Consider the following 18,996-nt stretch of genomic DNA (forward strand, 5'->3'; position numbering starts at 1 on the left):
GTACGGCGCACGCCGCGCCTCAGGACAGCTCGGGCCGCCGTGCCGTGCCGATCAGGCAGTAGGAGAAGGGTATGCGCGGCCCCCTCGCCGGCACCGTGAACCGCCGGTGGGGACCGATCTCGAAGCCCGCGTCGACCAGGGCGTCCAGGGGGCTCCGCGCGACGTGGCAGCCGCCGAACAGCGCCGGCCACACCGTGCGGTCCAGAACCTGCTGGACGCCCGCCATCAGAGCGCCGGGCGCCCGGCCGTGCTCGAAGAAGCGCAGCTCGCCACCGGGCCGCAGCACACGGTGCAGCTCGCCGAGCGCCCGCCGCACGTCCCGTACGCTGCACAGCACCAGCGACACGACGGCCGCGTCGAAGGCCTCGCTCTTGACGGGCAGCGCCTCGGCGGCACCCGGCACCACGTCGACGGGCACATCGGCGTGCCGTGCCGTCTCCACGGCCAGCTGCCGCAGCAGCCGCTCCGGTTCGATCGCCACGACCTCGGAGACCGTACGGGGGTAGTGCGCGAAGTTCAGCCCGTTGCCCGCCCCGACCTCGATCACCCGGCCGGAGAGCCCGGCGAGCAGCTCCTTGCGGTAGACGGAGACCACGGGCTCCGCGGCCACGCTCTGACGGGCGTAGAAGCGGGCGAAGACGGGGTGGTGCACGGCGTCCCGGGACGCCGTCCTGGCGGATCGCGGAGACATGGGCCCTCCTCGGCGGGACGAGCTGTTACCGCAATGCTGCCCAACCGCGGCGCGGATTGCCCCCGTCCGGAGCCGTGAGCCGTGCGCCGGGGCGAGCGATCTCACCCCAGCGCACCCACGCCGACCAGGTCTTCTCTCAGCGCTCCCGCGGTGCCTCGCGCCGCGTGAAGGACTCCGCGTCCCATGTGCCCCCCAGCTCGGGCGCGAGCCATCCGGGGGCCGCCGCGCGGAACGCTGCGCCTTCGAGGGAGCCCGCGCCCTGCGGGACCGCGCCGAGGAGCGGGGACTCCGCGGCCCGCGGCAGATCGGCGAGGTTGCAGCGGGACGCCAGGTCGGGGGCGGCCGGCCAGTTCCCGATGGCGACGCCGAGCTGCCGGACCCCGCGTGCCCGCAGGGCCTCGGCCGTCAGCGCCGTCGTGTTCAGGGTGCCGAGGCCCGCCGGAGCCACCACGAGGACAGGGGCGCCCAGGAGCCGCGCGGCGTCCGCGAGCGTGCCGCCCTCGTCGTCGAGGCGGACCAGGAGCCCGCCCGCCCCCTCGACCAGCACGAGGTCGTGCTCGACCGCCAGCTTCTCGGCGGCGTCGGCGACCTCGTACGGGCGCACCTGCGCCATCCCGGCCCGCCTGGCCGCGGTGTCCGGCGCCAGCGGCTCGGGAAAGCGGGCCAGTTCGAGGGCGGTGATCCCGCCGCCCGCCAGCCGTGCCACCTCCTGGGCGTCACCGGGCTCGCCGGGGCCGACCCCGGTCTGCGCGGGCTTGAGCATCGCCACGCGCCGCCCGGCCGCCAGGGCGGCGGCGGCCACCGCGGCCGTCGTCACCGTCTTGCCGATCTCCGTGCCCGTACCGGACACCACGATCACCGTCACGTCAGCCCTCCTTCGCCGCCGCGCTGACCGCGCGCGCGATGCGTGCCACGTCGTCGTCGTCCGTGACGAACGGCGGCATCGTGTAGATCAGGTCCCGGAACGGCCGCAGCCACACGCCTTCGCGCACCGCGGCCCGCGTCGCCGCCGCCATGTCCACCGGGTGGTCGAGCTGGACGACGCCGATGGCGCCGAGGACGCGGACGTCCCGTACGCCGGGCAGGTCCGCGGCCTCGGCGAGGCCGTCGCGCAGGCCCGTCCCGACGCGCTTGACCTCGCCCTGCCAGTCCTGCCCGAGCAGCAGGTCGATCGAGGCGCCGGCCACCGCCGCGGCCAGCGGGTTGCCCATGAACGTCGGCCCGTGCGCCAGGACGGGGACCTCGCCGCGCGAGATGCCCTCGGCGACGCCCGCCGTGCACAGTGTGGCCGCCAGGGTCAGATAGCCGCCGGTCAGCGCCTTGCCGACGCACATCACGTCCGGGGTGACGTGCGCGTGGTCCGCGGCGAACAGCGCGCCCGTGCGGCCGAAGCCGGTGGCGATCTCGTCGAAGACCAGGAGTACGCCGTGCGCGTCGCACGCCTCGCGCAGCACGCGCAGATAGGCGGGGGAGTGGAACCGCATCCCGCCCGCGCCCTGCACCACGGGCTCCACGATCACCGCGGCGAGTTCCCCCGCGTGACGCTCGACCAGCTCGCGCAGCCCGTCCGCGTACGACTCCTCGTAGGCGTCCGGCGGCGCGTCCGCGAACACCTGCGGCGGCAGGACCCCCTGCCACAGCCCGTGCATGCCGCCCTCGGGGTCGCAGACGGACATCGGCTGCCAGGTGTCGCCGTGGTAGCCGCCGCGCCAGGTGAGCAGGCGCCGCTTCTCGGGGCGGCCGAGGGAACGCCAGTACTGCAGGCACATCTTCACGGCGACCTCGACCGAGACCGAGCCCGAGTCGGCGAGGAAGACGTGTTCGAGCCCCTCGGGAGACATATCGACAAGGCGCTTCGCGAGGGACACGGCGGGCTCGTGCGTCAGACCGCCGAACATGACGTGGCTCATCCGGTCGAGCTGTGTGCGCACGGCCTCGTTCAGCACGGGGTGGTTGTAGCCGTGGATCGCCGACCACCACGACGACATGCCGTCGACCAGCTCGCCGGAGCCGTCGGCGAGGCGCAGCCGCACCCCGCTCGCCGCCGCCACGACCAGCGGCTCCTGACGCCCCGGCATCGGGCCGTAGGGATGCCACACGTGGCGGCGGTCAAGCTCGACGAGTTCGTGCAGCTCGGCGGCGGACAGGTCACGCATTGGGCGCCAGGTCCGTCCCCGCGCCCCGGCGGCGTACCGACACCAGATCCGTGCGCGCCTCGGCGGGGGCGGTCTCGACCGGGGGCCCGCTCGCGACCGCCGGCTCGCTCCCGGCCGAGCCGCACGGCCCGCAGCCACCGCTCTCCTCGTGCGAGCCGCAGCCACCGCCGGTCCGCGCCGCGTGGGAGCCGCAGCCCGCCGCGTCCGCGCGGTGCCGGGGCAGCGTGGCCTGCTCGGTCCCCTCGACCTCGAAACCGGCGTCCGCGATCATGTCCAGGTCGGCCTTGCCCGCCTGGCCCTCGCTGGTCAGGTAGTCGCCGAGGAAGATGGAGTTGGCCAGGTGCAGCGCGAGCGGCTGCATCGAGCGCAGATGGACCTCGCGGCCGCCCGCGATGCGCACCTCGACGTCCGGGCAGACGAAGCGGACCATCGCCAGGATGCGCAGACAGCGCTGCGGCGTCAGGTTCCACTCCTTGGCCAGCGGGGTGCCGTCGAAGGGGATCAGGAAGTTCACCGGCACCGAGTCGGGGTCGAGTTCGCGCAGCGAGAAGACCACGTCGACCAGGTCCTCGTCGCTCTCGCCCATGCCCGCGATCAGCCCGGAGCAGGCGGAGAGCCCGGCCGCGTGGGCCTTCCGCACGGTGTCCACGCGGTCCGCGTAGGTGTGCGTCCTGGTGATGTCCGCGTACGTCGCCTCCGACGTGTTCAGGTTGTGGTTGTACGCGTCCGCACCCGCGCCCCGCAGCCGCTCCGCCTGCCCGTCCGAGAGCAGACCGAGGCAGGCGCACACCTCGACGCCCTCGTTCTGCTCCTTGACCGCGGCGATGGTCCGCGCGACCCGGTCCACGTCGCGGTCCGTCGGGCCGCGGCCACTGGCCACCAGGCAGACCCGCTTCGCGCCGCCCGCGACCCCGGCCGCCGCGGCCTGCGAGGCCTCGTCCGGCTTCAGCCACGTGTACTTGAGGATCTCGGCCTTGGAGCCGAGCCGCTGCGAACAGTACGAGCAGTCCTCCGGGCACAGGCCCGACTTGAGGTTGACCAGATAGTTCAGTTTCACCCGCCGCCCGAACCACTGCCGCCGCACCTTCCCGGCGGCGGCCACTACGTCCAGGAGATCGTCGTCGGACGTGGCCAGCACGGCCAGCGCCTCTCCACGGGTCGGCAGCTCGCGCCGAAGCCCCTTGTCCACCAGCGTGTTCAGCAGATCCATGGCGCTGATCCTTACGCACCGCAGCCTCCCCGGCCAAGGAGGGTTCGCACAACAGAAAGGGATTGAGGTGTGGGTATCGCCACACCCTGCCCGGGTGGCAGGACGGCTACGGTCTGTGCAATGTCTACAAACGAGTCGGCCGCGCCGGGCCCCGTACGTGAGCCGTCCACGCGTTCGCCGTTCGACTGGCTCGACGAGCAGGCTCGGCTGCGCGCCGAGGCCGGACTCGTCCGCACCCTGCGCCCGCGCGCCGCGGACGCCGGGGGCCTCCTCGACCTGGCGAGCAACGACTACCTGGGCCTGACCAGGCACCCGGAGATCACCGAGGGCGCCGCGGCGGCGGCCCGGCTCTGGGGCGGCGGCGCCACGGGATCGCGGCTCGTCACGGGCTCCACCCGGCTCCACGAGGACCTGGAGCGCGAACTGGCGGAGTTCTGCGGCTTCGAGGCGGCGCTCGTGCTGTCCTCCGGCTACGCGGCGAACCTCGCCGCCGTCACCGCGCTCGCCCCGCACGGCTCGCTGATCGTCTCCGACGCGGGCAACCACGCGTCGCTGATCGACGGCTGCCGGCTCGCCCGCGCCACGACCCGGGTGGTGCCGCACGCCGACCCCGGCGCGGTCCGCAAGGCGCTCGACGCGCACGACGGTCCCGCCGTCGTGGTCTCCGACACGGTGTTCTCGGTGGACGGCGACGCCGCGCCGCTCGGCGAACTGGCCTCGGTGTGCCGCGAGTCCGGCGCGGGGCTCATCGTCGACGACGCCCACGGGCTCGGTGTGCTGGGCGACGGCGGCCGGGGCGCCGCGCGGGCCGCGGGCCTCGCGGGGGCGGCCGGCACCGTGGTCACCCTCACCCTGTCGAAGTCCTTCGGCAGCCAGGGCGGCGCCGTGCTCGGCCCCGCCGAGGTCATCGACCACCTGGTGAACGCGGCCCGCACCTTCATCTTCGACACGGGCCTCGCGCCCGCCGCGGCGGGCGCCGCGCTCGCGGCCCTGCGGCTGCTCCGCCGCGAGCCCGAACGGGCCGCGCGGGCCCGGCAGGTCGCCGCCGAGCTGTACGACCGCCTGACGGCCGAGGGGCTCACGGCCGTACGTCCCGACGCCGCCGTCGTCTCCGTGCGCGCGCCGGGGCCGGAGGAGGCCGTGCGCTGGGCAGCCGACTGCCGGGCCGCGGGCCTGGCAGTCGGCTGCTTCAGGCCGCCGTCCGTACCGGACGGCATCTCGAGGCTGCGGCTGACCGCTCGCGCGGATCTCACCGGCACACAGATCGCCGATGCCGTAGGGGTGATCAGCCGCACCGCGCCTCGCTGAGGCGTTCCGGCCCCCGCTCGGGGCCGGCGCGGCTCACCGCAGGCTGTCGAGGAAGATCTCCCAGGGACCGGGGGAGAAGAGCAGGGCGGATCCTTCGGTGTTCTTGGAGTCACGCACGGCCAGCAGGCGGTTCGGCCTGCCGGTGTCGAGCGTGGCCGTCTCGACGCAGTTGTTCATTCCGTTGCTGTGACTGCTGCGCCGCCACCTCGCGCCCTGGAGGGTGCTGCTGGTGCGGACGTGCCGAGGCGTTGCGGTCATTGTTCCTCCTTCGTGCCGTCGCTAAGCCCGGCGATGAATTTCTCCGATTCCTCGGGTGAAAGCGCCCGATCCTGAAGGGAGTTGAAGGCCTCGGTGTAGGCCCGGAGGTCTTCTTTCCGTTCTAGGCAGAGGCTACTCGTCAAATGGTCGAGAACAACCACGTCCAGATCAGAAATGTTCGGAAACGAAAAAATAACGAAGGGGCCGATTAAGCCCACATGCTCCCCAGCGGTGAACGGCAGCACCTGTAGTCGCACCTGTGGCAACTTGGACATCTCCCTCAACCGGACGAGCTGCCCCGCGAAGACCTCCGGTCCGCCCACCGGTCGGCGCAAAACCGCTTCGTCGAGCACCACGCTCAGCTGGAGCGGAGGCTCCGCGCGCAGCACGTCCTGACGGGCCAGGCGGACCTCCACCAGGGCGTCGACCTGCGCCTCGGACAGGCCGGTGACCGCGGCCCGGGTCACCGCGAGGGCGTAGTCGCGGGTCTGCAACAGGCCGGGGACCACGGTGGTCTCCAGGGTGCGCATCCGGCTCGCCTGCGACTCCAGACTGATGAAGTCGCGGTAGGCGGCGGGCAGGAGGTCCCGGTAGGCCTTCCACCAGTGGTGGCGCCCCTCACCGGCGTCGTCCGTGCCGGCCAGCGCCGCGAGCAGGTCCCTGAGGCGCGGGTCCCGCACCTCGTAGAGGTCGAGCAGACGTCGCACGTCAGAGGTCTTCACCCCGCTGCGGCCCGTCTCGATGCGGCTCACCTTGGACTGGTGCCAGCCGAGCCGGGCGGCCGCCTCGCTGCTGGTGAACCCGGCCCGCCCGCGCAGCGACCGGAGTTCGGCTCCGAGTTGACGGCGGCGCACCGCAGGCCCGTACCGCATATTCGCTCCCTTTCGGACGGATCGGCCGAAGATTCGACGGCGTTGCCGAAGTCACGGGCGAGATTAGAACAAGCACCGAGCTGGTGCCCAAATAGGGTCGTCCGTAGCAGAGTTCACCGCATCGAGCGACAGATATATGCACATCTCGGTGGATCGCCACCCGTGAGCGGCCAAGGAGTGGGAGGCTGGCGCGAAGCACCAGTCCGGAGCCGTCCTCGAGTCATCCGCTCCGAGTCGGAGACCGGCCCCCGGTGGGAAAGGGACAGCGTCGCCATGGCAGATCACAAGGAAGTATCCGTCACTCTGCCGAGCGATCCCGCCTCGGTCGCCGCGGCCCGGAAGTTCGTGTCCAAGGTGCTCGCGGAGTGGGGGCTGCCGGACAGCACCGAGGTGGGGGACACGGTCAGACTCATCGTCTCCGAACTCGCCACGAACGCGGTGCAGCACACCCGCGGGCTCTCGCCCACCTTCACCGTGGACGTCGAGCTCGACCGGGACGAGCGGCTGCGGATCGGCGTCACCGACAGCCACCCCCGCTATCCGCGCCGGCTGCCCGCCGCCGTCCAGCAGGACAACGGCAGGGGCATGGTCATCATCCGGATGCTCACCGCCGAATGCGGCGGCCGTCTCTCGGTGAGCCCGACCGACGAGGGGGGCAAGACCGTGTGGATCGCCCTGCCCTGGACGGCGCCGCTCCAGGGCGGGGCGCGCGGTGCCGCGCACTGACCGGGCGGCGGGCCCGGGGCGCGGCGGTGGAACCGGCACGGCTACCGCTCCCGGCGCAGGGCATGCGGAACGCCTCCGCGGACCGCGACCGGCGTGATGTCCGCGACGCCGCGGGCGGCCGTCCCGGCGCGCCGCGCCGCGCGCCGTACGAGCCGCGGCAGCACGCCCCACAGCCCGACGCAGACGGTCAGGGCCGCCGCGCCCGCCGCGACGCCCCCGGTCCTTCCGGCCGTCACGTCCACCACGAGCAGCACGGACCCGGTCAGGGCGAGCATCAGCACACCGAGGCCGACCGCGGCGAGGCGGGCGGAGACGCGCACGATGAGCGGCTTGACGCGCTGCTGGAACAGCGACCTGTGCAGCGCGGCGGGCGCCGTGAGGAGCGCCGCGGCGGCCACCGCGAGCAGCAGCGTCGTGATGTAGGTGCCGCGCTGCACCGCGTCGAGCGAGGGGAAGCGCGGCGTGAAGGCGAGGCTGAGCAGGAAGGCGAAGAGGATCTGGACGCCGGTCTGCGTGACCCGCAACTCCTGGAGCAGCTCCGCGAAGTTGCGGTCGGCGCGCTCCAGCGGCGTCTCATTGCGGGCGGTGCAGGAGTAGTCGTCCGACATCCCGTACGAGTATCCGAACGGGCGCGCCCCAAGCGTTCCCGGCGTACGAGAGCACGTCGGGCAGGCGGAGCACGCCCGTTCGGCGGACGCGGCGCGGGTCAGCGCACCCGGCCGTACCAGACGCTGTTGGTCCAGATCTTCTCCAGGCGCACCACGGCCCCCGTCTTGGGCGAGTGCCAGATGCGGCCGTTACCCGCGTAGATACCGACGTGGTAGACGTTCCGCCCCGAGTGGAAGAACACCAGGTCGCCGGGGGTCCGTTGCGACTTGCCGATGTGCCGGGTCTTGTTGTACTGCGCGGCGGCGGTGCGCGGCAGCTTCTTGCCCGTGCGCTTGAACGAGTACTGCGTCAGGCCCGAGCAGTCGAACCGGTGGGGGCCCGTCGCCCCGTAGGCGTAGGGCGAGCCCTTCTTGGACGCCGCGATCTTGAGCGCCTTCGTCGCGTGTGTGGCCGCCTGTGCCTCGGTCGTGAGCCCGGGGGCCACGAGGGTGCCGCCCACGACGGCGAGGGTGAGGGCCGATGCGGCCCCGGCCTTGCTGAGCAGCGACGGAACGGAATTCTCCGCGGACATGCATAACCCTTCGTCAGCCGCCTGAGAAGGATGACCTGTCGGGTTCGGGCAGGCGAAGATGCCCGGCCGCGTCGTGCTCTGCGGCTTCACCCCAAGGGCGTCGCCCGGAACTTCCCGGGCGGGCCCGTCGTACTTGGGTCCTCCACTCCTGCCGTTGCACAGATGTCGACCGGTCATCCGGAACGGCGGCAGGATTCGGCGTCCGCCCGGATCGCCCCGCCACAGCGGCGGGGTCTTGTCGTCGAAGGGGATCTTGACCCGACAAGGGTGCGAAAGCCGAGCCGAAACGGCCTTTTGTGAGGCTACTCACGACTGACCTGTTCGGGTGGACACAGCCGAAATGGGCCTCGGCCCCATGCTTCTGACGACGCCTCCACCAGCGACGGAACGTCAAATTCCGGGCTTCGCGTACGCGAGCCGCGCAACTCGCGGCCCCGGAAAGAAAGAGGGATTCGTACGCCATCGGGGGTAGCTCGTCTGGTCCGTTTCAAACCGGAACCAGACGTATCGGAGTGCGGCGCGTACCGGTCACCCGCCCGGCGGCGGGGGCAGGGCGACCCGTCCCGCCCGCCGTTCGCCGTCGAGAACACGCAACGCCCGGTCGAGGGTCTCCGCGTGCAGTTCACTCTCGCCCCGCTGGTGCATGAGCGTCAGCGCGTCCCGCAGCGCCGTCGCTCTGCCGACCAGCGCCTGGGCGGCACGCAGTCCGCGATACGTGTGCTCCGCGCGGGCGGGGTTGATCCGGCCCAGCAGGTCCACGACCTCCAGATAGCGGTCGATCAGCTCGGCCTCGGCCCGGGTGAGGGCGGGCAGCGGCGGCGGTTCGGGCGGCAGCATCGGCGCGTCACCCCGCGTCGCGCGCGCCGAGCGAGCCCTTGCGGCTGGGAATGATGCGGTCCACCAGGCCGTACTCCAGGGCCGCCGCGGCGTCGAGGATCTTGTCCCGTTCGATGTCCTCGGTGACCCGTTCGCGCGGCTGCCCGGTGTGGTGCGCGATGAGGTCCTCCAGCAGGCTCCGCGTCCGCGCGACTTCCTCCGCCTGGATCGCCAGATCGCTCGCCTGCCCCTGGAACGGCTCGGCGACGGAGGGCTGCTGGATCAGCACGCGCGCCCCGGGCAGCGCGAACCGCTTGCCCGGTGTCCCGGCGGCCAGCAGCACGGCGGCGGTCGAGACGGCCTGGCCCAGACAGGTGGTCTGCACGTCGCAGCTGACGAACCGCATCGTGTCGTAGATGGCGGTCATCGCGCTGAACGAGCCGCCGGGGGAGTTGATGTAGAGCGAGATGTCGCGGTCCGGCGCCACGTACTCCAGGTGCATGAACTGCGCCATCACGTCGTTCGCCGAGGTGCTGTCGACGGGGGTGCCGAGGAAGACGATCCGCTCTTCGAGCAGCTTGGAGTACGGGTCCATCGTCCGCGAGCCGGAACTGGTGCGCTCGGTGAACTCGGGCAGGACATGACGGGCGGACGGACGGTTCATGGCGCGCCTCTTCTCTCTCGGTCGCGGACGGCCCGGACCTCTGTAAAAAATGTACAGGACGTACGCTGGAGGGGTGGAGCCTTCACGTCACCCCGCTGTGGGAAAGGCGGCGTCTAAGCTGGAGGGCATGGCCTACGAGATTCCGGTGACGCAAGCACGCGCAGAGCTCGCCGAGCTGATCAACCGCGTCGTCTACGGCGGTGAGCGCGTCGTCGTCACGCGGCACGGCAAGCCACTCGTGGCCCTGGTCTCCGCCGCCGACCTGGAGCGCCTCGAAGGGCTCGCGGAAGCCGAGGAGCAGCGGACGGTCAGCACCGTCACCTCGGTCGCCCCCGTGCCGCCCGCGGCGCCGGAGCGGCAGCGGTTCGGCATCGCGGCGGAGCACCGGGGGCCGCAGGCGCGGTGACGGCGGGCGGCGCCGGGAGTACGGTGACGCGCCCGCCGAGCGCGGAGGCCGCCCGTGCGGCCGTCTGTGCCGTGAGGTCGCCCCGTCACCTGAGGTCGTCCGTGAGGCCGTCTGTGCCGTGAGGTCGCCCCGTCACCTGAGGTCGTCCGTGAGGCCGTCTGTGCCGTGAGGTCGCCCCGTGACCTGAGGCCGCCCGTGCGGCTGCCTGTGCTTTGAGGCCGTCCAGACCCTGACGCCCGTGACCTGAGGCCGGCGCCCAGCCGTCGACGTCGCGGCACCCGCGGGTGCGCGAAGAGGCCGCACGCCCCCGTCCGCTACAGCGGGGGCGTGCGGCTGTCCGGAGGGCGCGGCCTTCGGGTCCCCGGTGGTGCGCCGGGTGCCGTCTGGCTTCCTGGGCCGGCCTCAGCCGACCGCCGTGGGCCCCGCGGCGCCGGGTGCCGGCCGCTTCCGTACCGCCGCGCCGAGCAGGACGGCCGCGAGGCCGAGCGCGGCCCACGCGCCGAGGGTCACCGCGGGTGCAGTGGCGCGTGCGCCGTCGAAGAACGCCACCGAGCGCAGCAGGGACCCACCGGCGCCCGGCGGCAGCAACTGCCCGAGGAGGCCGGCCGGTTCGGGCAGCAGGTACGGCGCGGAGGTGACCCCGGAGAAGGGGTTGCCGATGAGCACCATCAGCAGGCCGCCCACCCCGATGCCCGCCGGGCCGAACAGGGCCGCGAACCCCGCCACCGCCGCGCTCACCGCGAGCGTGGAGAGGCCGAGCACCCCGGCCTCCGCCCGCCAGTCGCCGGTGAGGATGCCGAGCCAGCTGTGCGTGAGCGCGGCGGCCACGGCTCCGACGAGCACGGCCGTGGCGACCAGCGCCGCCGCCGCGCGCAGGCCGCGCAGCCCCCGCAGCGCGATGAGGGCCCCGGCCGCGACCCCGGCGATCGCCATCGGCAGCACGCTCGAACCGAGGGCCGACCCCCGGGGATCGGCCGCGGGCGCGGGCACCACGTCGACCGTCGGCACCGGGGCGCCCCGCGGCGCCTGTCGCTGCACGGCCTGCCCCAGCAACTGGGCGACGACAGGACTCGCGGCGGTCGCGGTCAGCAGCTTGGGGCCCCGCTGCGTGGCCACGACCGCGCCGTACACGGCCCGGTCCTCGATGGCCGACCTGGCGGCGGCCTCGTCCGCGTACCGGTGGATGTCGAAAGCCCCGTCGTGCCGCGCGAGTTGCCGGGCGATCGGCTCCGCGGCGGTGGCGGTGCCGGCGACGCCGAGGGGCAGGTCGCGCGGGGCGGTGCGGGCGGCGGGCCAGGCGAACGCCCAGAGCGCGAGGGCGGCGAGGACGGGGACCAGGAGGGTCACCGCCAGGGCGCGGCGGCCCGGCGCGGGCGTCGGTGTGGACGTCGTGGGCGGAGTCGGCATGGTGATTCATTCCTCGGTGGCGGGATGCTCGGAGAGGACCGGAAGTACGCGGAGAGGACCGGAAGTACGCGGAGAGGACCGGAAGTAAAGAGAAGGAGCGTTCGTTTTGCGGTCAGGGCCACTGTCCTGCGGTGTGGCGAGCTTGTCAAGAATGAATGTTCGTTTTAGTTTGGGGCGCATGGCCCGCGTATCCCAGGAACACCTCGACGCCCGGCGTCGGCAGATCATCGACGGCGCGGCACTCTGCTTCGCGCGCAACGGCTTCCACGCCACCTCGATGCAGGACGTGCTGAAGGAGGTCGGCCTCTCGGCGGGCGCGGTCTACCGCTACTTCCGGGGCAAGGACGAGCTGATCGCCGCGATCGTCTCCGAGGTCCTGGCCGAGATCAGCGGCGTCTTCGAGGCGGCCGCCCGGCAGAGCCCGCCGCCCCCGCCGGACGTGCTGGTGGGACGGGTGCTGTCCGAAGTGCTCGACCTGCGGCCCGGGATGCGCGAGGGCGCCAGGTCGTCCTTCCCCCGGCTGATGATCCAGGTCTGGACGGAGACGCTCCGCGACCAGCACCTCTCGGCCCTCATGGCGGGCGTCTACGCCAGGGTGCGCGCGGCCTGGGTCGCGATCGTCGAGGGGTACCAGAAGGCGGGCATGATGCGCGCGGACATCCCCGCCGACCATGTCGCGCGGACCATGATCGCCGCGGCGCAGGGCTTCGCGGCCCAGTACGCGCTGTTCGACGAAGTGCCCGTCGAGGCGCTCCAGGACGGCGTGCGCGCCCTGATGAGTATGGGGGAGCCCAGCTGACGGTCATGGACCGGTCAACGACTGGTTAACCTCGGTGAAACTCCGCCCCGCTACCCTCCCGTCGCACGCCACCAGGGGTTTTCGTAGCCAGGGTGCGCAAGATCGCGCGCATTCGATGTGTGTTACATCTATACCTGTCGCGGTGGTGCGGCGATCCGGACCCCGCATGGTCCGGAGCGAGGACTTGAGGTGGGAATCGTGCAACTGACCCCGCACGAGCAGGAGAGACTGCTCATCCACGTGGCCGCGGACGTGGCCGAGAAGCGAAGGGCGCGGGGGCTGCTGCTCAACCACCCCGAGGCGATCGCCCTCATCACCTCGCACATCCTTGAGGGCGCCCGCGACGGCCGCACGGTCTCCGAGCTGATGTCGTCCGGACGCACGGTCCTCACCAGGGACGACGTCATGCCGGGCATCCCCGAGATGATCCACGACGTCCAGGTCGAGGCCACCTTCCCCGACGGGACCAAGCTCGTCACCGTCCATGACCCGATCGTCTGACGGGAGACCGCCCCTCATGCACGCCGCCACGCACGGCACGGGACGGGACCTCGTCCCCGGCGAGATCCTGTTCGCCGACGAGCCCGTCCTCTTCAACGAGGGCCGCGAGGCCACCCGCCTCACCGTCCTCAACGCCGCCGACCGGCCCGTCCAGGTCGGCTCGCACTACCACTTCGCCGAGGCCAACCCCGGGCTGCGCTTCGACCGCGGCGCCGCGCGCGGCACGCGGCTCAACATCGCCGCGGGGACCGCCGTGCGCTTCGAGCCCGGCATCCCCGTCGACGTCGAACTCGTCCCGCTGGCCGGCAAGCGCGTCGTGCCCGGTCTGCGCGGCGAGACCGGAGGTGCCCTCGATGCCTGAGCTGTCGCGCGCCGCGTACGCCGATCTCTTCGGCCCCACGACCGGCGACCGCATCCGGCTCGCCGACACCGACCTCCTGATCGAGATCGAGGAGGACCGCGCGGGCGGCCCCGGACGCTCCGGCGACGAGTCCGTGTTCGGCGGCGGCAAGGTCATCCGCGAGTCGATGGGCCAGTCCCGCACGACCCGCGCCGAGGGCGCCCCCGACACCGTCATCACCGGCGCGGTGATCGTCGACCACTGGGGCGTCGTCAAGGCCGACGTGGGCATACGGGACGGCCGGATCACCGGCATCGGCAAGTCCGGGAACCCGGACACGATGGACGGCGTCGACCCCGCGCTCGTCATCGGCCCGGAGACCGAGATCCTCTCGGGCAACGGCAAGATCCTCACCGCCGGCGGCATCGACACCCACATCCACTTCATCTCCCCGACCATCGTCGACGAGGCGCTGGCCTCCGGCGTCACGACGCTCTTCGGCGGCGGCACGGGCCCCGCCGAGGGCAGCAAGGCGACCACCATCACGCCGGGCGCCTGGCATCTGGCGCGGATGTTCGCCGCCCTGGAGTCCAGCCCCGTCAACATCGGCTTCCTCGGCAAGGGCAACACCGTCTCCACCGCCTCCCTGCACGCCCAACTGCGGGCCGGAGCCGTCAGCTTCAAGATCCACGAGGACTGGGGCGCGACACCCGCCGTCATCGACGCCTGCCTGGGCGTCTGCGAGGAGACCGGCGCCCAGCTCGCCGTCCACACCGACACCCTGAACGAAGCGGGCTTCGTCGACGCCACCTTCGACGCCGTCGCGGGCCGGACCCTGCACGCCTTCCACGTCGAGGGCGCGGGCGGCGGCCACGCCCCGGACATGATCACCGCGGTGTCGCTGCCCAACATGCTGCCCAGCTCCACCAACCCCACCCGGCCGCACACCGTCAACACCGTCGAGGAACACCTCGACATGCTGATGGTCTGCCACCACCTCAACCCGGCCGTCCCCGAGGACCTGGCCTTCGCCGAGTCCCGCATCAGGCCCACCACCATCGGCGCGGAGGACATCCTCCACGACCTCGGCGCCATCTCGATCATGTCCTCCGACTCACAGGCCATGGGGCGCGTCGGCGAGGTCGTCCTGCGCACCTGGCAGACCGCCCACGTGATGAAGAGACGCCGCGGCTTCCTGCCGGGGGACACCCGGGCCGACAACCGCCGTGCGCGTCGCTATGTCGCCAAGTACACGATCAACGCGGCCGTCGCACAGGGCATCGACCACGAGACCGGCTCGGTCGAGACCGGCAAGCTCGCGGACCTCGTCCTGTGGGACCCTGCGTTCTTCGGCGTCAAGCCGCAGGTCGTCCTCAAGGGCGGACAGATCGCCTACGCGCAGATGGGCGACGCCAATGCCTCGATCCCGACCCCGCAACCGGTCCTGCCACGCCGCATGTACGGGGCCCATGGGCGCGCCCCCGGCCTCAACTCGGTCAACTTCGTCACCCAGGCGGCTCTGGACGACGGGCTTCCGGAACGCCTCGGCCTGGACAAGCCGTTCACCGCGATCCGCTCCACGCGGGGCCGCTCGAAGGCCGACATGCGGGAGAACGACGCGCTGCCCCGGGTGGAGGTCGCCCCCGACAGCTTCGCCGTCACCATCGACGGTGAACTCGTCGAACCGTCGCCCGCCATGGAACTGCCGCTCGCCCAGCGGTACTTCCTCTTCTGAAGGCCCGGTGGACACAGGCGACGATCACATGTCACGCGCAGCACTCCTCGTCCTGGCCGACGGCCGCTTCCCCGCCGGCGGGCACGCCCACTCCGGCGGCGCCGAAGAGGCCGTCAAGGCCGGCCGCGTCACCGGCGCCGCGAGCCTGGAGGACTTCTGCCGGGGGCGGCTGAACACCAGCGGCCTGGTGGCGGCCTCCCTCGCCGCGGCCGCCGCGCTCGGCGTGGACCCGGCCGCCCTCGACGCCGCGGCCGACGCCCGTACGCCTTCGCCCGCGCTGCGGGTGGCGGCGCGGCGGCTCGGCAGGCAGCTCACGCGGGCGGCGCGGGCGACCTGGCCGCATCCGGAACTCGACGCGCTGGCCCGGCTCTTCCCCAAGGGGGCGCATCAGCCGGTCGTGCTGGGGCTCGCCGCGCGGGCCGCGGGGCTCGGGCCTGAAGACGCGGCGTACTGCTCGGCGTACGAGGGGATCAGCGGCCCCGCGACCGCCACGGTGCGGCTGCTCAGCCTCGACCCCTTCGACGCCACGGGGGTTCTCGCCCGCCTCGCGCCCGAGGTCGACCGGGTCGTCCTGCGGGCGGCGGAGGCGGCGGGCAGGGCCCTCTGCGAGGGGGTCGACGCGTTGCCCGCGGGGTCGGCTCCGCTCCTTGAGCTGGGCGCGGAGGCGCACGCGGGGTGGCCCGTGCGGCTCTTCGCCTCGTAGCGGCGCTCTCTCCCGCCGCCGGCTTCTCGGACCGCCGCTTGAGCCGCCCGCCCGCCGGGGCCGACTGCCGGGGCCGACTGCCGGGGGCTTCGCCCCGGGGCCCCCTCTCTCGGCCCGAACGGCCTCCTCCTCAGACACCGGACGGGCTGAACGGCCCGTCCATCCGATCACGAACCTCAGGAGCCCTCATGCACCTCGACCACTCCCACGACCACGGCCCCGCCGCCGTCTCCGCCGACGCGCGGCGGCCCGACGGGAGCCGGCGCGCTCTGCGCATCGGGCTCGGAGGGCCCGTGGGGACCGGCAAGACCGCCACCGTCGCCGCGCTGTGCCGTGCCCTGCGCGACGAGCTGTCCCTCGCCGTCGTCACCAACGACATCTACACCCGCGAGGACGCCGAGTTCCTGCTCCGCGAGGCCGTCCTGCCGCCCGAGCGGATCACCGCCGTGGAGACCGGCGCCTGTCCGCACACCGCGATCCGTGACGACATCTCCGCGAACCTGGAGGCCGTGGAGGACCTGGAGGACGAGGCCGGGCCGCTGGACCTGATCCTCGTCGAGTCCGGTGGCGACAACCTCACCGCCACCTTCTCCAAGGGGCTCGTCGACGCGCAGATCTTCGTCATCGACGTCGCGGGCGGCGACGACATCCCGCGCAAGGGCGGGCCCGGCGTCACCACCGCCGACCTGCTGGTCGTCAACAAGACGGACCTCGCCCCCCACGTCGGCTCGGACCTGGCCACCATGGCCGCCGACGCCAAGGCGCAGCGCGCTCAGCTGCCGGTGGTCTTCCAGTCGCTGCGGTCCGAGGAGGGCGTCGGCCCCGTCGCCGCCTGGGTGCGCGAGCAGTACACCGCGTGGACCGCGTCGGCGTGAGGGCGGGCACCGCCCCCCGGGGCCGTACGGGAGCGTCGGGCGGCGCGGGGCTGCGGGCCACCGCCCGGATCGAGGCGCGCGCCGACGGGCGGGGCGGCACGGCCCTGCCCGTGCTCGACGGCGAGGGCCCGCTCGCCCTGCGCCGCACCCGCGCCCGCTCCGGCGGCCCGGCCGCCCGCGTCACGCTGGTCGGGGCGATGAGCGGCCCGCTCGGCGGCGACCACCTCACCGTCGAGGCCACCGCGCACGCCGGGGCCCGGCTGCACGTCGACTCGGCGGCGGCCACCCTCGCGCTGCCGGGCCAGAGCGGCGGGGCGGCGCGCTACGACGTGCGGATCGGCGTGGCCGACGGCGCCGAGCTGCGGTGGCTGCCCGAGCAGCTGATCTCGGTGCGTGACAGCGACCTGCGGCTCTCGACGCGCGTGGAGCTCGCCGCGGGTGCCCGTCTGGTGCTGCGGGAGGAACAGGTGCTCGGACGGGCCGCCGAGGCCCCCGGCCGGCTGAGCAGTCGGCTGACCGTGTACCGGGCCGGGGTGCCGTTGCTCGACCAGGAGCTGGCGTTCGGCCCCGGCGCGCCCGGCGGCTGGGACGGCCCCGCCGTCCTGGCGGGCCACCGGGCGGTGGGGCAGCTCGTCGTCGTCCGGCCCGAGTACGAGCGGGGCGGGCCGAAGGCCGCGCCACTGGGGGAGTGGGCCGCGCTCACCCCGCTGGCCGGACCCGGCGTCCTGGTCACCGCGGTGGCCCCGGACGCCCTCCTGGTCCGCCGGGCACTGGACGCGGCGCTGCGCGACCTGGAGTGAGCTTCCACCGCGGAGCCGTGGTCGAAGGAGTCGGCCCCGGAGTCGCCGCGCGCCGCTCGACCGGCTCGGCCACCGTCCCGGTGAGTGCCTCGCGGTACGAGAGCGGGGCGGCCGGGGGACTCCACGGCCGCGCCGGTCTCCGCGACGGTCGGCGCCCTCGGCGGGGGCGTCAGCTCAGCGGCAGCCGCGGGAACCTGCGGGGCTCCCTGGCGCCCTCCGCGGCGCGTTCCGCCTCCTCCGCCTTCACGACCGCCGCGTACTTGTCCACGTACTCCTGGCCGGAGAGGCCGAGGATGGCGTACATGATCTCGTCGGTGACCGCCCGCAGGACCGCTTTCTCGTTGTCCATCCCGACGTAGCGGGAGAAGTCCAGGGGCTCGCCGAAGCGGATCGTCACGCGGCGCAGGTTCGGGAGCTTCTGGCCGGGCGGCTGTGCCTCGAAGGTGCCGATCATCGCGCAGGGGATCACGGGGACCCGCGCCTTGAGCGCCATCGCGGCGACGCCGACCTTGCCCTTGTAGAGCCGTCCGTCGTGCGAGCGGGTGCCTTCCGGGTAGATGCCGAGCAGCTCGCCCTTGCGCAGCACTCCGAGGCCCTCCCTGATCGCGGCCTTGCCCGCCTCCCTGCCGGAACGGTCGACCGGGATCTGGCCCGCGCTGCGGAAGAACGCGGCGGTGAGGCGGCCCTTGATGCCGGGCCCCGTGAAGTACTCGGCCTTCGCCAGGAACGTGATGCGGCGCTTGATGATCGCCGGCATCAGGAAGTGGTCGGAGAACGACAGATGGTTGCCCGCGACGATCGCCGCGCCCGTCTGCGGCACATGGTCCAGGCCCTCGATCCTGGGCCGGAACATGAGCCGGAGCAGCGGACCGAGGAGCACGTACTTGAGCAGTGGATAGAACATGGTGGCTGCCTTCCCCCTCGTCCCGGTGCCGACGCACAGTAGCCAATCAACGGTGCGGACGCGAGAGCCCGTTCGGGCTGTTGTGGACCACCGGCCGGGCGAAACACCGGCGCGGCGCCGCGACGTCCTGCGCGGACGGGGGGTCCCCTGGTCTCTCCCCGGCGCCCCTGCCGCCGGGGCCGACACCACAGAACGTCACCGTCACCGCCACCGGAGGTCCCGCATGCGCCCCCTTACCGTCGCCGTCGCCGCACTCGTCGCCCTCGGCGTCTCCGTCCCCGCCCAGGCGGCCGGCGCCCCCACGCGGGCGGCGGCCTCGGACGCCGCCGCGAAGAGCGGGCTCTTCCTCACCGTCGCCGAATCGGACGACACGTGGATCCGCGGAGTGCTGCTGCACTGCGAGCCCAAGCCCGCGGGGCGCCACCCGCACGCCGCCCTGGCCTGCGCGGAGATCGGCAGGGCCGCGGGGGACCTCGACGCGCTGCCCCCCGTCAAGCGGCCCTGCACCAAGAAGTACGACCCGGTCACCGCCAGCGCGCACGGCAGCCACGAGGGCCGGGGCGTGAGCTGGGTCAAGGTCTTCCCCAACCGCTGCGAGCTGGAGGCGGCCACCGGCTCCGTCTTCCGGTTCTGAGCCGGGACGGC

At 73.2% G+C, this 18,996-nt stretch carries 23 protein-coding genes and 1 riboswitch; of the genes, 11 read left to right on the plus strand and 12 right to left on the minus strand.

The features are described 5' to 3' along the window. Positions 1–19: 19 nt before the first annotated feature. The 4 genes from AB0I16_RS12800 to bioB all read right to left on the minus strand — a co-directional run bounded on the left by AB0I16_RS12800 (position 20) and on the right by bioB (position 4,057). Positions 20–691: a class I SAM-dependent methyltransferase gene (locus AB0I16_RS12800; RefSeq protein WP_363249357.1), complete on the minus strand. Its 672-nt coding sequence runs from the start codon at positions 689–691 to the stop codon at positions 20–22. Positions 692–827: 136 nt separating this feature from the next. After that, the gene (gene bioD, locus AB0I16_RS12805) at positions 828–1,556 is read right to left on the minus strand and encodes a dethiobiotin synthase (protein ID WP_363249358.1); all 729 of its coding nucleotides are present in this window, start codon (positions 1,554–1,556) and stop codon (positions 828–830) included. Between the two features lies 1 nt (position 1,557). Next, positions 1,558–2,847, minus strand: coding sequence for an adenosylmethionine--8-amino-7-oxononanoate transaminase (locus tag AB0I16_RS12810; protein WP_363249359.1), 1,290 nt, complete (start codon positions 2,845–2,847; stop codon positions 1,558–1,560). After that, positions 2,840–4,057, minus strand: a complete 1,218-nt coding sequence (bioB, locus tag AB0I16_RS12815; protein WP_363249360.1) for a biotin synthase BioB — start codon at positions 4,055–4,057, stop codon at positions 2,840–2,842. The genes AB0I16_RS12810 and bioB overlap by 8 nt, the downstream gene beginning before the upstream one ends. Positions 4,058–4,177: 120 nt before the next feature. On the opposite strand from bioB, the gene AB0I16_RS12820 reads away from it, so the two are divergent. Next, on the plus strand, positions 4,178–5,365 hold the full coding sequence (locus AB0I16_RS12820; protein ID WP_363249362.1) for an 8-amino-7-oxononanoate synthase: 1,188 nt from the start codon (positions 4,178–4,180) through the stop codon (positions 5,363–5,365). A gap of 33 nt (positions 5,366–5,398) precedes the next feature. Here AB0I16_RS12820 and AB0I16_RS12825 read toward each other — a convergent pair whose 3' ends face one another. Continuing rightward, positions 5,399–5,623, minus strand: coding sequence for a DUF397 domain-containing protein (locus AB0I16_RS12825; protein WP_363249363.1), 225 nt, complete (start codon positions 5,621–5,623; stop codon positions 5,399–5,401). After that, positions 5,620–6,495 (minus strand): helix-turn-helix transcriptional regulator, encoded by an 876-nt coding sequence (locus tag AB0I16_RS12830; RefSeq protein WP_363249364.1) that lies wholly within the window; start codon positions 6,493–6,495, stop codon positions 5,620–5,622. Before AB0I16_RS12830 ends, AB0I16_RS12825 begins: the two co-directional genes overlap by 4 nt. Before the next feature lie 273 nt (positions 6,496–6,768). Between AB0I16_RS12830 and AB0I16_RS12835 the strand changes: the two genes are divergently transcribed. Continuing rightward, positions 6,769–7,221 (plus strand): ATP-binding protein, encoded by a 453-nt coding sequence (locus AB0I16_RS12835; RefSeq protein ID WP_363249365.1) that lies wholly within the window; start codon positions 6,769–6,771, stop codon positions 7,219–7,221. Positions 7,222–7,262: 41 nt separating this feature from the next. Here the strand turns inward: AB0I16_RS12835 and AB0I16_RS12840 are convergent, their stop codons facing one another. From AB0I16_RS12840 to AB0I16_RS12855, 4 genes are all read right to left on the minus strand, one after another. Further along, entirely contained in the window at positions 7,263–7,829 is a 567-nt protein-coding gene (locus tag AB0I16_RS12840; protein ID WP_363249366.1) for a DUF6328 family protein, read from the minus strand. A gap of 98 nt (positions 7,830–7,927) precedes the next feature. Next, positions 7,928–8,401 (minus strand): C40 family peptidase, encoded by a 474-nt coding sequence (locus AB0I16_RS12845; protein WP_363249367.1) that lies wholly within the window; start codon positions 8,399–8,401, stop codon positions 7,928–7,930. Between the two features lie 2 nt (positions 8,402–8,403). Further along, a riboswitch (cyclic di-AMP (ydaO/yuaA leader) is annotated at positions 8,404–8,612 on the minus strand. A 317-nt stretch (positions 8,613–8,929) separates the two neighbouring features. After that, positions 8,930–9,238 carry a hypothetical protein gene (locus AB0I16_RS12850; RefSeq protein ID WP_363249368.1) on the minus strand — a complete coding sequence of 103 codons (309 nt, stop codon included), beginning with the start codon at positions 9,236–9,238 and terminating at the stop codon, positions 8,930–8,932. A 7-nt stretch (positions 9,239–9,245) separates the two neighbouring features. Continuing rightward, on the minus strand, positions 9,246–9,881 hold the full coding sequence (locus tag AB0I16_RS12855; protein ID WP_363249369.1) for an ATP-dependent Clp protease proteolytic subunit: 636 nt from the start codon (positions 9,879–9,881) through the stop codon (positions 9,246–9,248). A gap of 127 nt (positions 9,882–10,008) precedes the next feature. On the opposite strand from AB0I16_RS12855, the gene AB0I16_RS12860 reads away from it, so the two are divergent. Beyond that, positions 10,009–10,287, plus strand: a complete 279-nt coding sequence (locus AB0I16_RS12860) for a type II toxin-antitoxin system Phd/YefM family antitoxin (RefSeq protein ID WP_363249370.1) — start codon at positions 10,009–10,011, stop codon at positions 10,285–10,287. Positions 10,288–10,689: 402 nt separating this feature from the next. Here the strand turns inward: AB0I16_RS12860 and AB0I16_RS12865 are convergent, their stop codons facing one another. After that, positions 10,690–11,694, minus strand: coding sequence for an ABC transporter permease (locus AB0I16_RS12865; RefSeq protein WP_363249371.1), 1,005 nt, complete (start codon positions 11,692–11,694; stop codon positions 10,690–10,692). Between the two features lie 178 nt (positions 11,695–11,872). Here AB0I16_RS12865 and AB0I16_RS12870 point away from each other — a divergent pair, with 178 nt between their 5' ends. The 7 genes from AB0I16_RS12870 (at position 11,873) to AB0I16_RS12900 (ending at position 17,447) form a co-directional block, all read left to right on the plus strand. Further along, positions 11,873–12,493, plus strand: a complete 621-nt coding sequence (locus AB0I16_RS12870; RefSeq protein WP_363249372.1) for a TetR/AcrR family transcriptional regulator — start codon at positions 11,873–11,875, stop codon at positions 12,491–12,493. A gap of 198 nt (positions 12,494–12,691) precedes the next feature. Continuing rightward, positions 12,692–12,994, plus strand: coding sequence for an urease subunit gamma (locus AB0I16_RS12875; protein WP_363249412.1), 303 nt, complete (start codon positions 12,692–12,694; stop codon positions 12,992–12,994). A 16-nt stretch (positions 12,995–13,010) separates the two neighbouring features. Next, positions 13,011–13,355, plus strand: a complete 345-nt coding sequence (locus tag AB0I16_RS12880; protein WP_363249373.1) for an urease subunit beta — start codon at positions 13,011–13,013, stop codon at positions 13,353–13,355. After that, positions 13,348–15,069, plus strand: coding sequence for an urease subunit alpha (locus AB0I16_RS12885; RefSeq protein WP_363249374.1), 1,722 nt, complete (start codon positions 13,348–13,350; stop codon positions 15,067–15,069). Before AB0I16_RS12880 ends, AB0I16_RS12885 begins: the two co-directional genes overlap by 8 nt. Before the next feature lie 28 nt (positions 15,070–15,097). Beyond that, on the plus strand, positions 15,098–15,772 hold the full coding sequence (locus AB0I16_RS12890) for an urease accessory UreF family protein (protein ID WP_363249375.1): 675 nt from the start codon (positions 15,098–15,100) through the stop codon (positions 15,770–15,772). 188 nt (positions 15,773–15,960) lie between these two features. Continuing rightward, positions 15,961–16,647 carry an urease accessory protein UreG gene (ureG, locus tag AB0I16_RS12895; protein WP_363249376.1) on the plus strand — a complete coding sequence of 229 codons (687 nt, stop codon included), beginning with the start codon at positions 15,961–15,963 and terminating at the stop codon, positions 16,645–16,647. Beyond that, positions 16,644–17,447, plus strand: coding sequence for an urease accessory protein UreD (locus tag AB0I16_RS12900; RefSeq protein ID WP_363249413.1), 804 nt, complete (start codon positions 16,644–16,646; stop codon positions 17,445–17,447). Before ureG ends, AB0I16_RS12900 begins: the two co-directional genes overlap by 4 nt. A 169-nt stretch (positions 17,448–17,616) precedes the next feature. Here the strand turns inward: AB0I16_RS12900 and AB0I16_RS12905 are convergent, their stop codons facing one another. Further along, a complete protein-coding gene (locus AB0I16_RS12905; protein ID WP_363249377.1) occupies positions 17,617–18,351 on the minus strand; it encodes a lysophospholipid acyltransferase family protein in 735 nt (244 codons plus the stop codon). Between the two features lie 223 nt (positions 18,352–18,574). Here AB0I16_RS12905 and AB0I16_RS12910 point away from each other — a divergent pair, with 223 nt between their 5' ends. Next, positions 18,575–18,985, plus strand: coding sequence for an SSI family serine proteinase inhibitor (locus tag AB0I16_RS12910; protein WP_363249378.1), 411 nt, complete (start codon positions 18,575–18,577; stop codon positions 18,983–18,985). Positions 18,986–18,996: the final 11 nt, after the last annotated feature.

It is taken from the genome of Streptomyces sp. NPDC050703 (genome assembly GCF_040654435.1).
GTDB lineage: Bacteria > Actinomycetota > Actinomycetes > Streptomycetales > Streptomycetaceae > Streptomyces.

Coding starts and splice junctions, on each gene's coding strand:
- AB0I16_RS12800 (WP_363249357.1), bottom strand. CDS start 691: ATGTCTCCGCGATCCGCCAGGACGGCGTCCCGGGACGCCGTGCACCAC.
- AB0I16_RS12810 (WP_363249359.1), bottom strand. CDS start 2,847: ATGCGTGACCTGTCCGCCGCCGAGCTGCACGAACTCGTCGAGCTTGAC.
- bioB (WP_363249360.1), bottom strand. CDS start 4,057: ATGGATCTGCTGAACACGCTGGTGGACAAGGGGCTTCGGCGCGAGCTG.
- AB0I16_RS12820 (WP_363249362.1), top strand. CDS start 4,178: ATGTCTACAAACGAGTCGGCCGCGCCGGGCCCCGTACGTGAGCCGTCC.
- AB0I16_RS12825 (WP_363249363.1), bottom strand. CDS start 5,623: ATGACCGCAACGCCTCGGCACGTCCGCACCAGCAGCACCCTCCAGGGC.
- AB0I16_RS12830 (WP_363249364.1), bottom strand. CDS start 6,495: ATGCGGTACGGGCCTGCGGTGCGCCGCCGTCAACTCGGAGCCGAACTC.
- AB0I16_RS12835 (WP_363249365.1), top strand. CDS start 6,769: ATGGCAGATCACAAGGAAGTATCCGTCACTCTGCCGAGCGATCCCGCC.
- AB0I16_RS12840 (WP_363249366.1), bottom strand. CDS start 7,829: ATGTCGGACGACTACTCCTGCACCGCCCGCAATGAGACGCCGCTGGAG.
- AB0I16_RS12845 (WP_363249367.1), bottom strand. CDS start 8,401: ATGTCCGCGGAGAATTCCGTTCCGTCGCTGCTCAGCAAGGCCGGGGCC.
- AB0I16_RS12850 (WP_363249368.1), bottom strand. CDS start 9,238: ATGCTGCCGCCCGAACCGCCGCCGCTGCCCGCCCTCACCCGGGCCGAG.
- AB0I16_RS12855 (WP_363249369.1), bottom strand. CDS start 9,881: ATGAACCGTCCGTCCGCCCGTCATGTCCTGCCCGAGTTCACCGAGCGC.
- AB0I16_RS12860 (WP_363249370.1), top strand. CDS start 10,009: ATGGCCTACGAGATTCCGGTGACGCAAGCACGCGCAGAGCTCGCCGAG.
- AB0I16_RS12865 (WP_363249371.1), bottom strand. CDS start 11,694: ATGCCGACTCCGCCCACGACGTCCACACCGACGCCCGCGCCGGGCCGC.
- AB0I16_RS12870 (WP_363249372.1), top strand. CDS start 11,873: ATGGCCCGCGTATCCCAGGAACACCTCGACGCCCGGCGTCGGCAGATC.
- AB0I16_RS12880 (WP_363249373.1), top strand. CDS start 13,011: ATGCACGCCGCCACGCACGGCACGGGACGGGACCTCGTCCCCGGCGAG.
- AB0I16_RS12885 (WP_363249374.1), top strand. CDS start 13,348: ATGCCTGAGCTGTCGCGCGCCGCGTACGCCGATCTCTTCGGCCCCACG.
- AB0I16_RS12890 (WP_363249375.1), top strand. CDS start 15,098: ATGTCACGCGCAGCACTCCTCGTCCTGGCCGACGGCCGCTTCCCCGCC.
- ureG (WP_363249376.1), top strand. CDS start 15,961: ATGCACCTCGACCACTCCCACGACCACGGCCCCGCCGCCGTCTCCGCC.
- AB0I16_RS12905 (WP_363249377.1), bottom strand. CDS start 18,351: ATGTTCTATCCACTGCTCAAGTACGTGCTCCTCGGTCCGCTGCTCCGG.
- AB0I16_RS12910 (WP_363249378.1), top strand. CDS start 18,575: ATGCGCCCCCTTACCGTCGCCGTCGCCGCACTCGTCGCCCTCGGCGTC.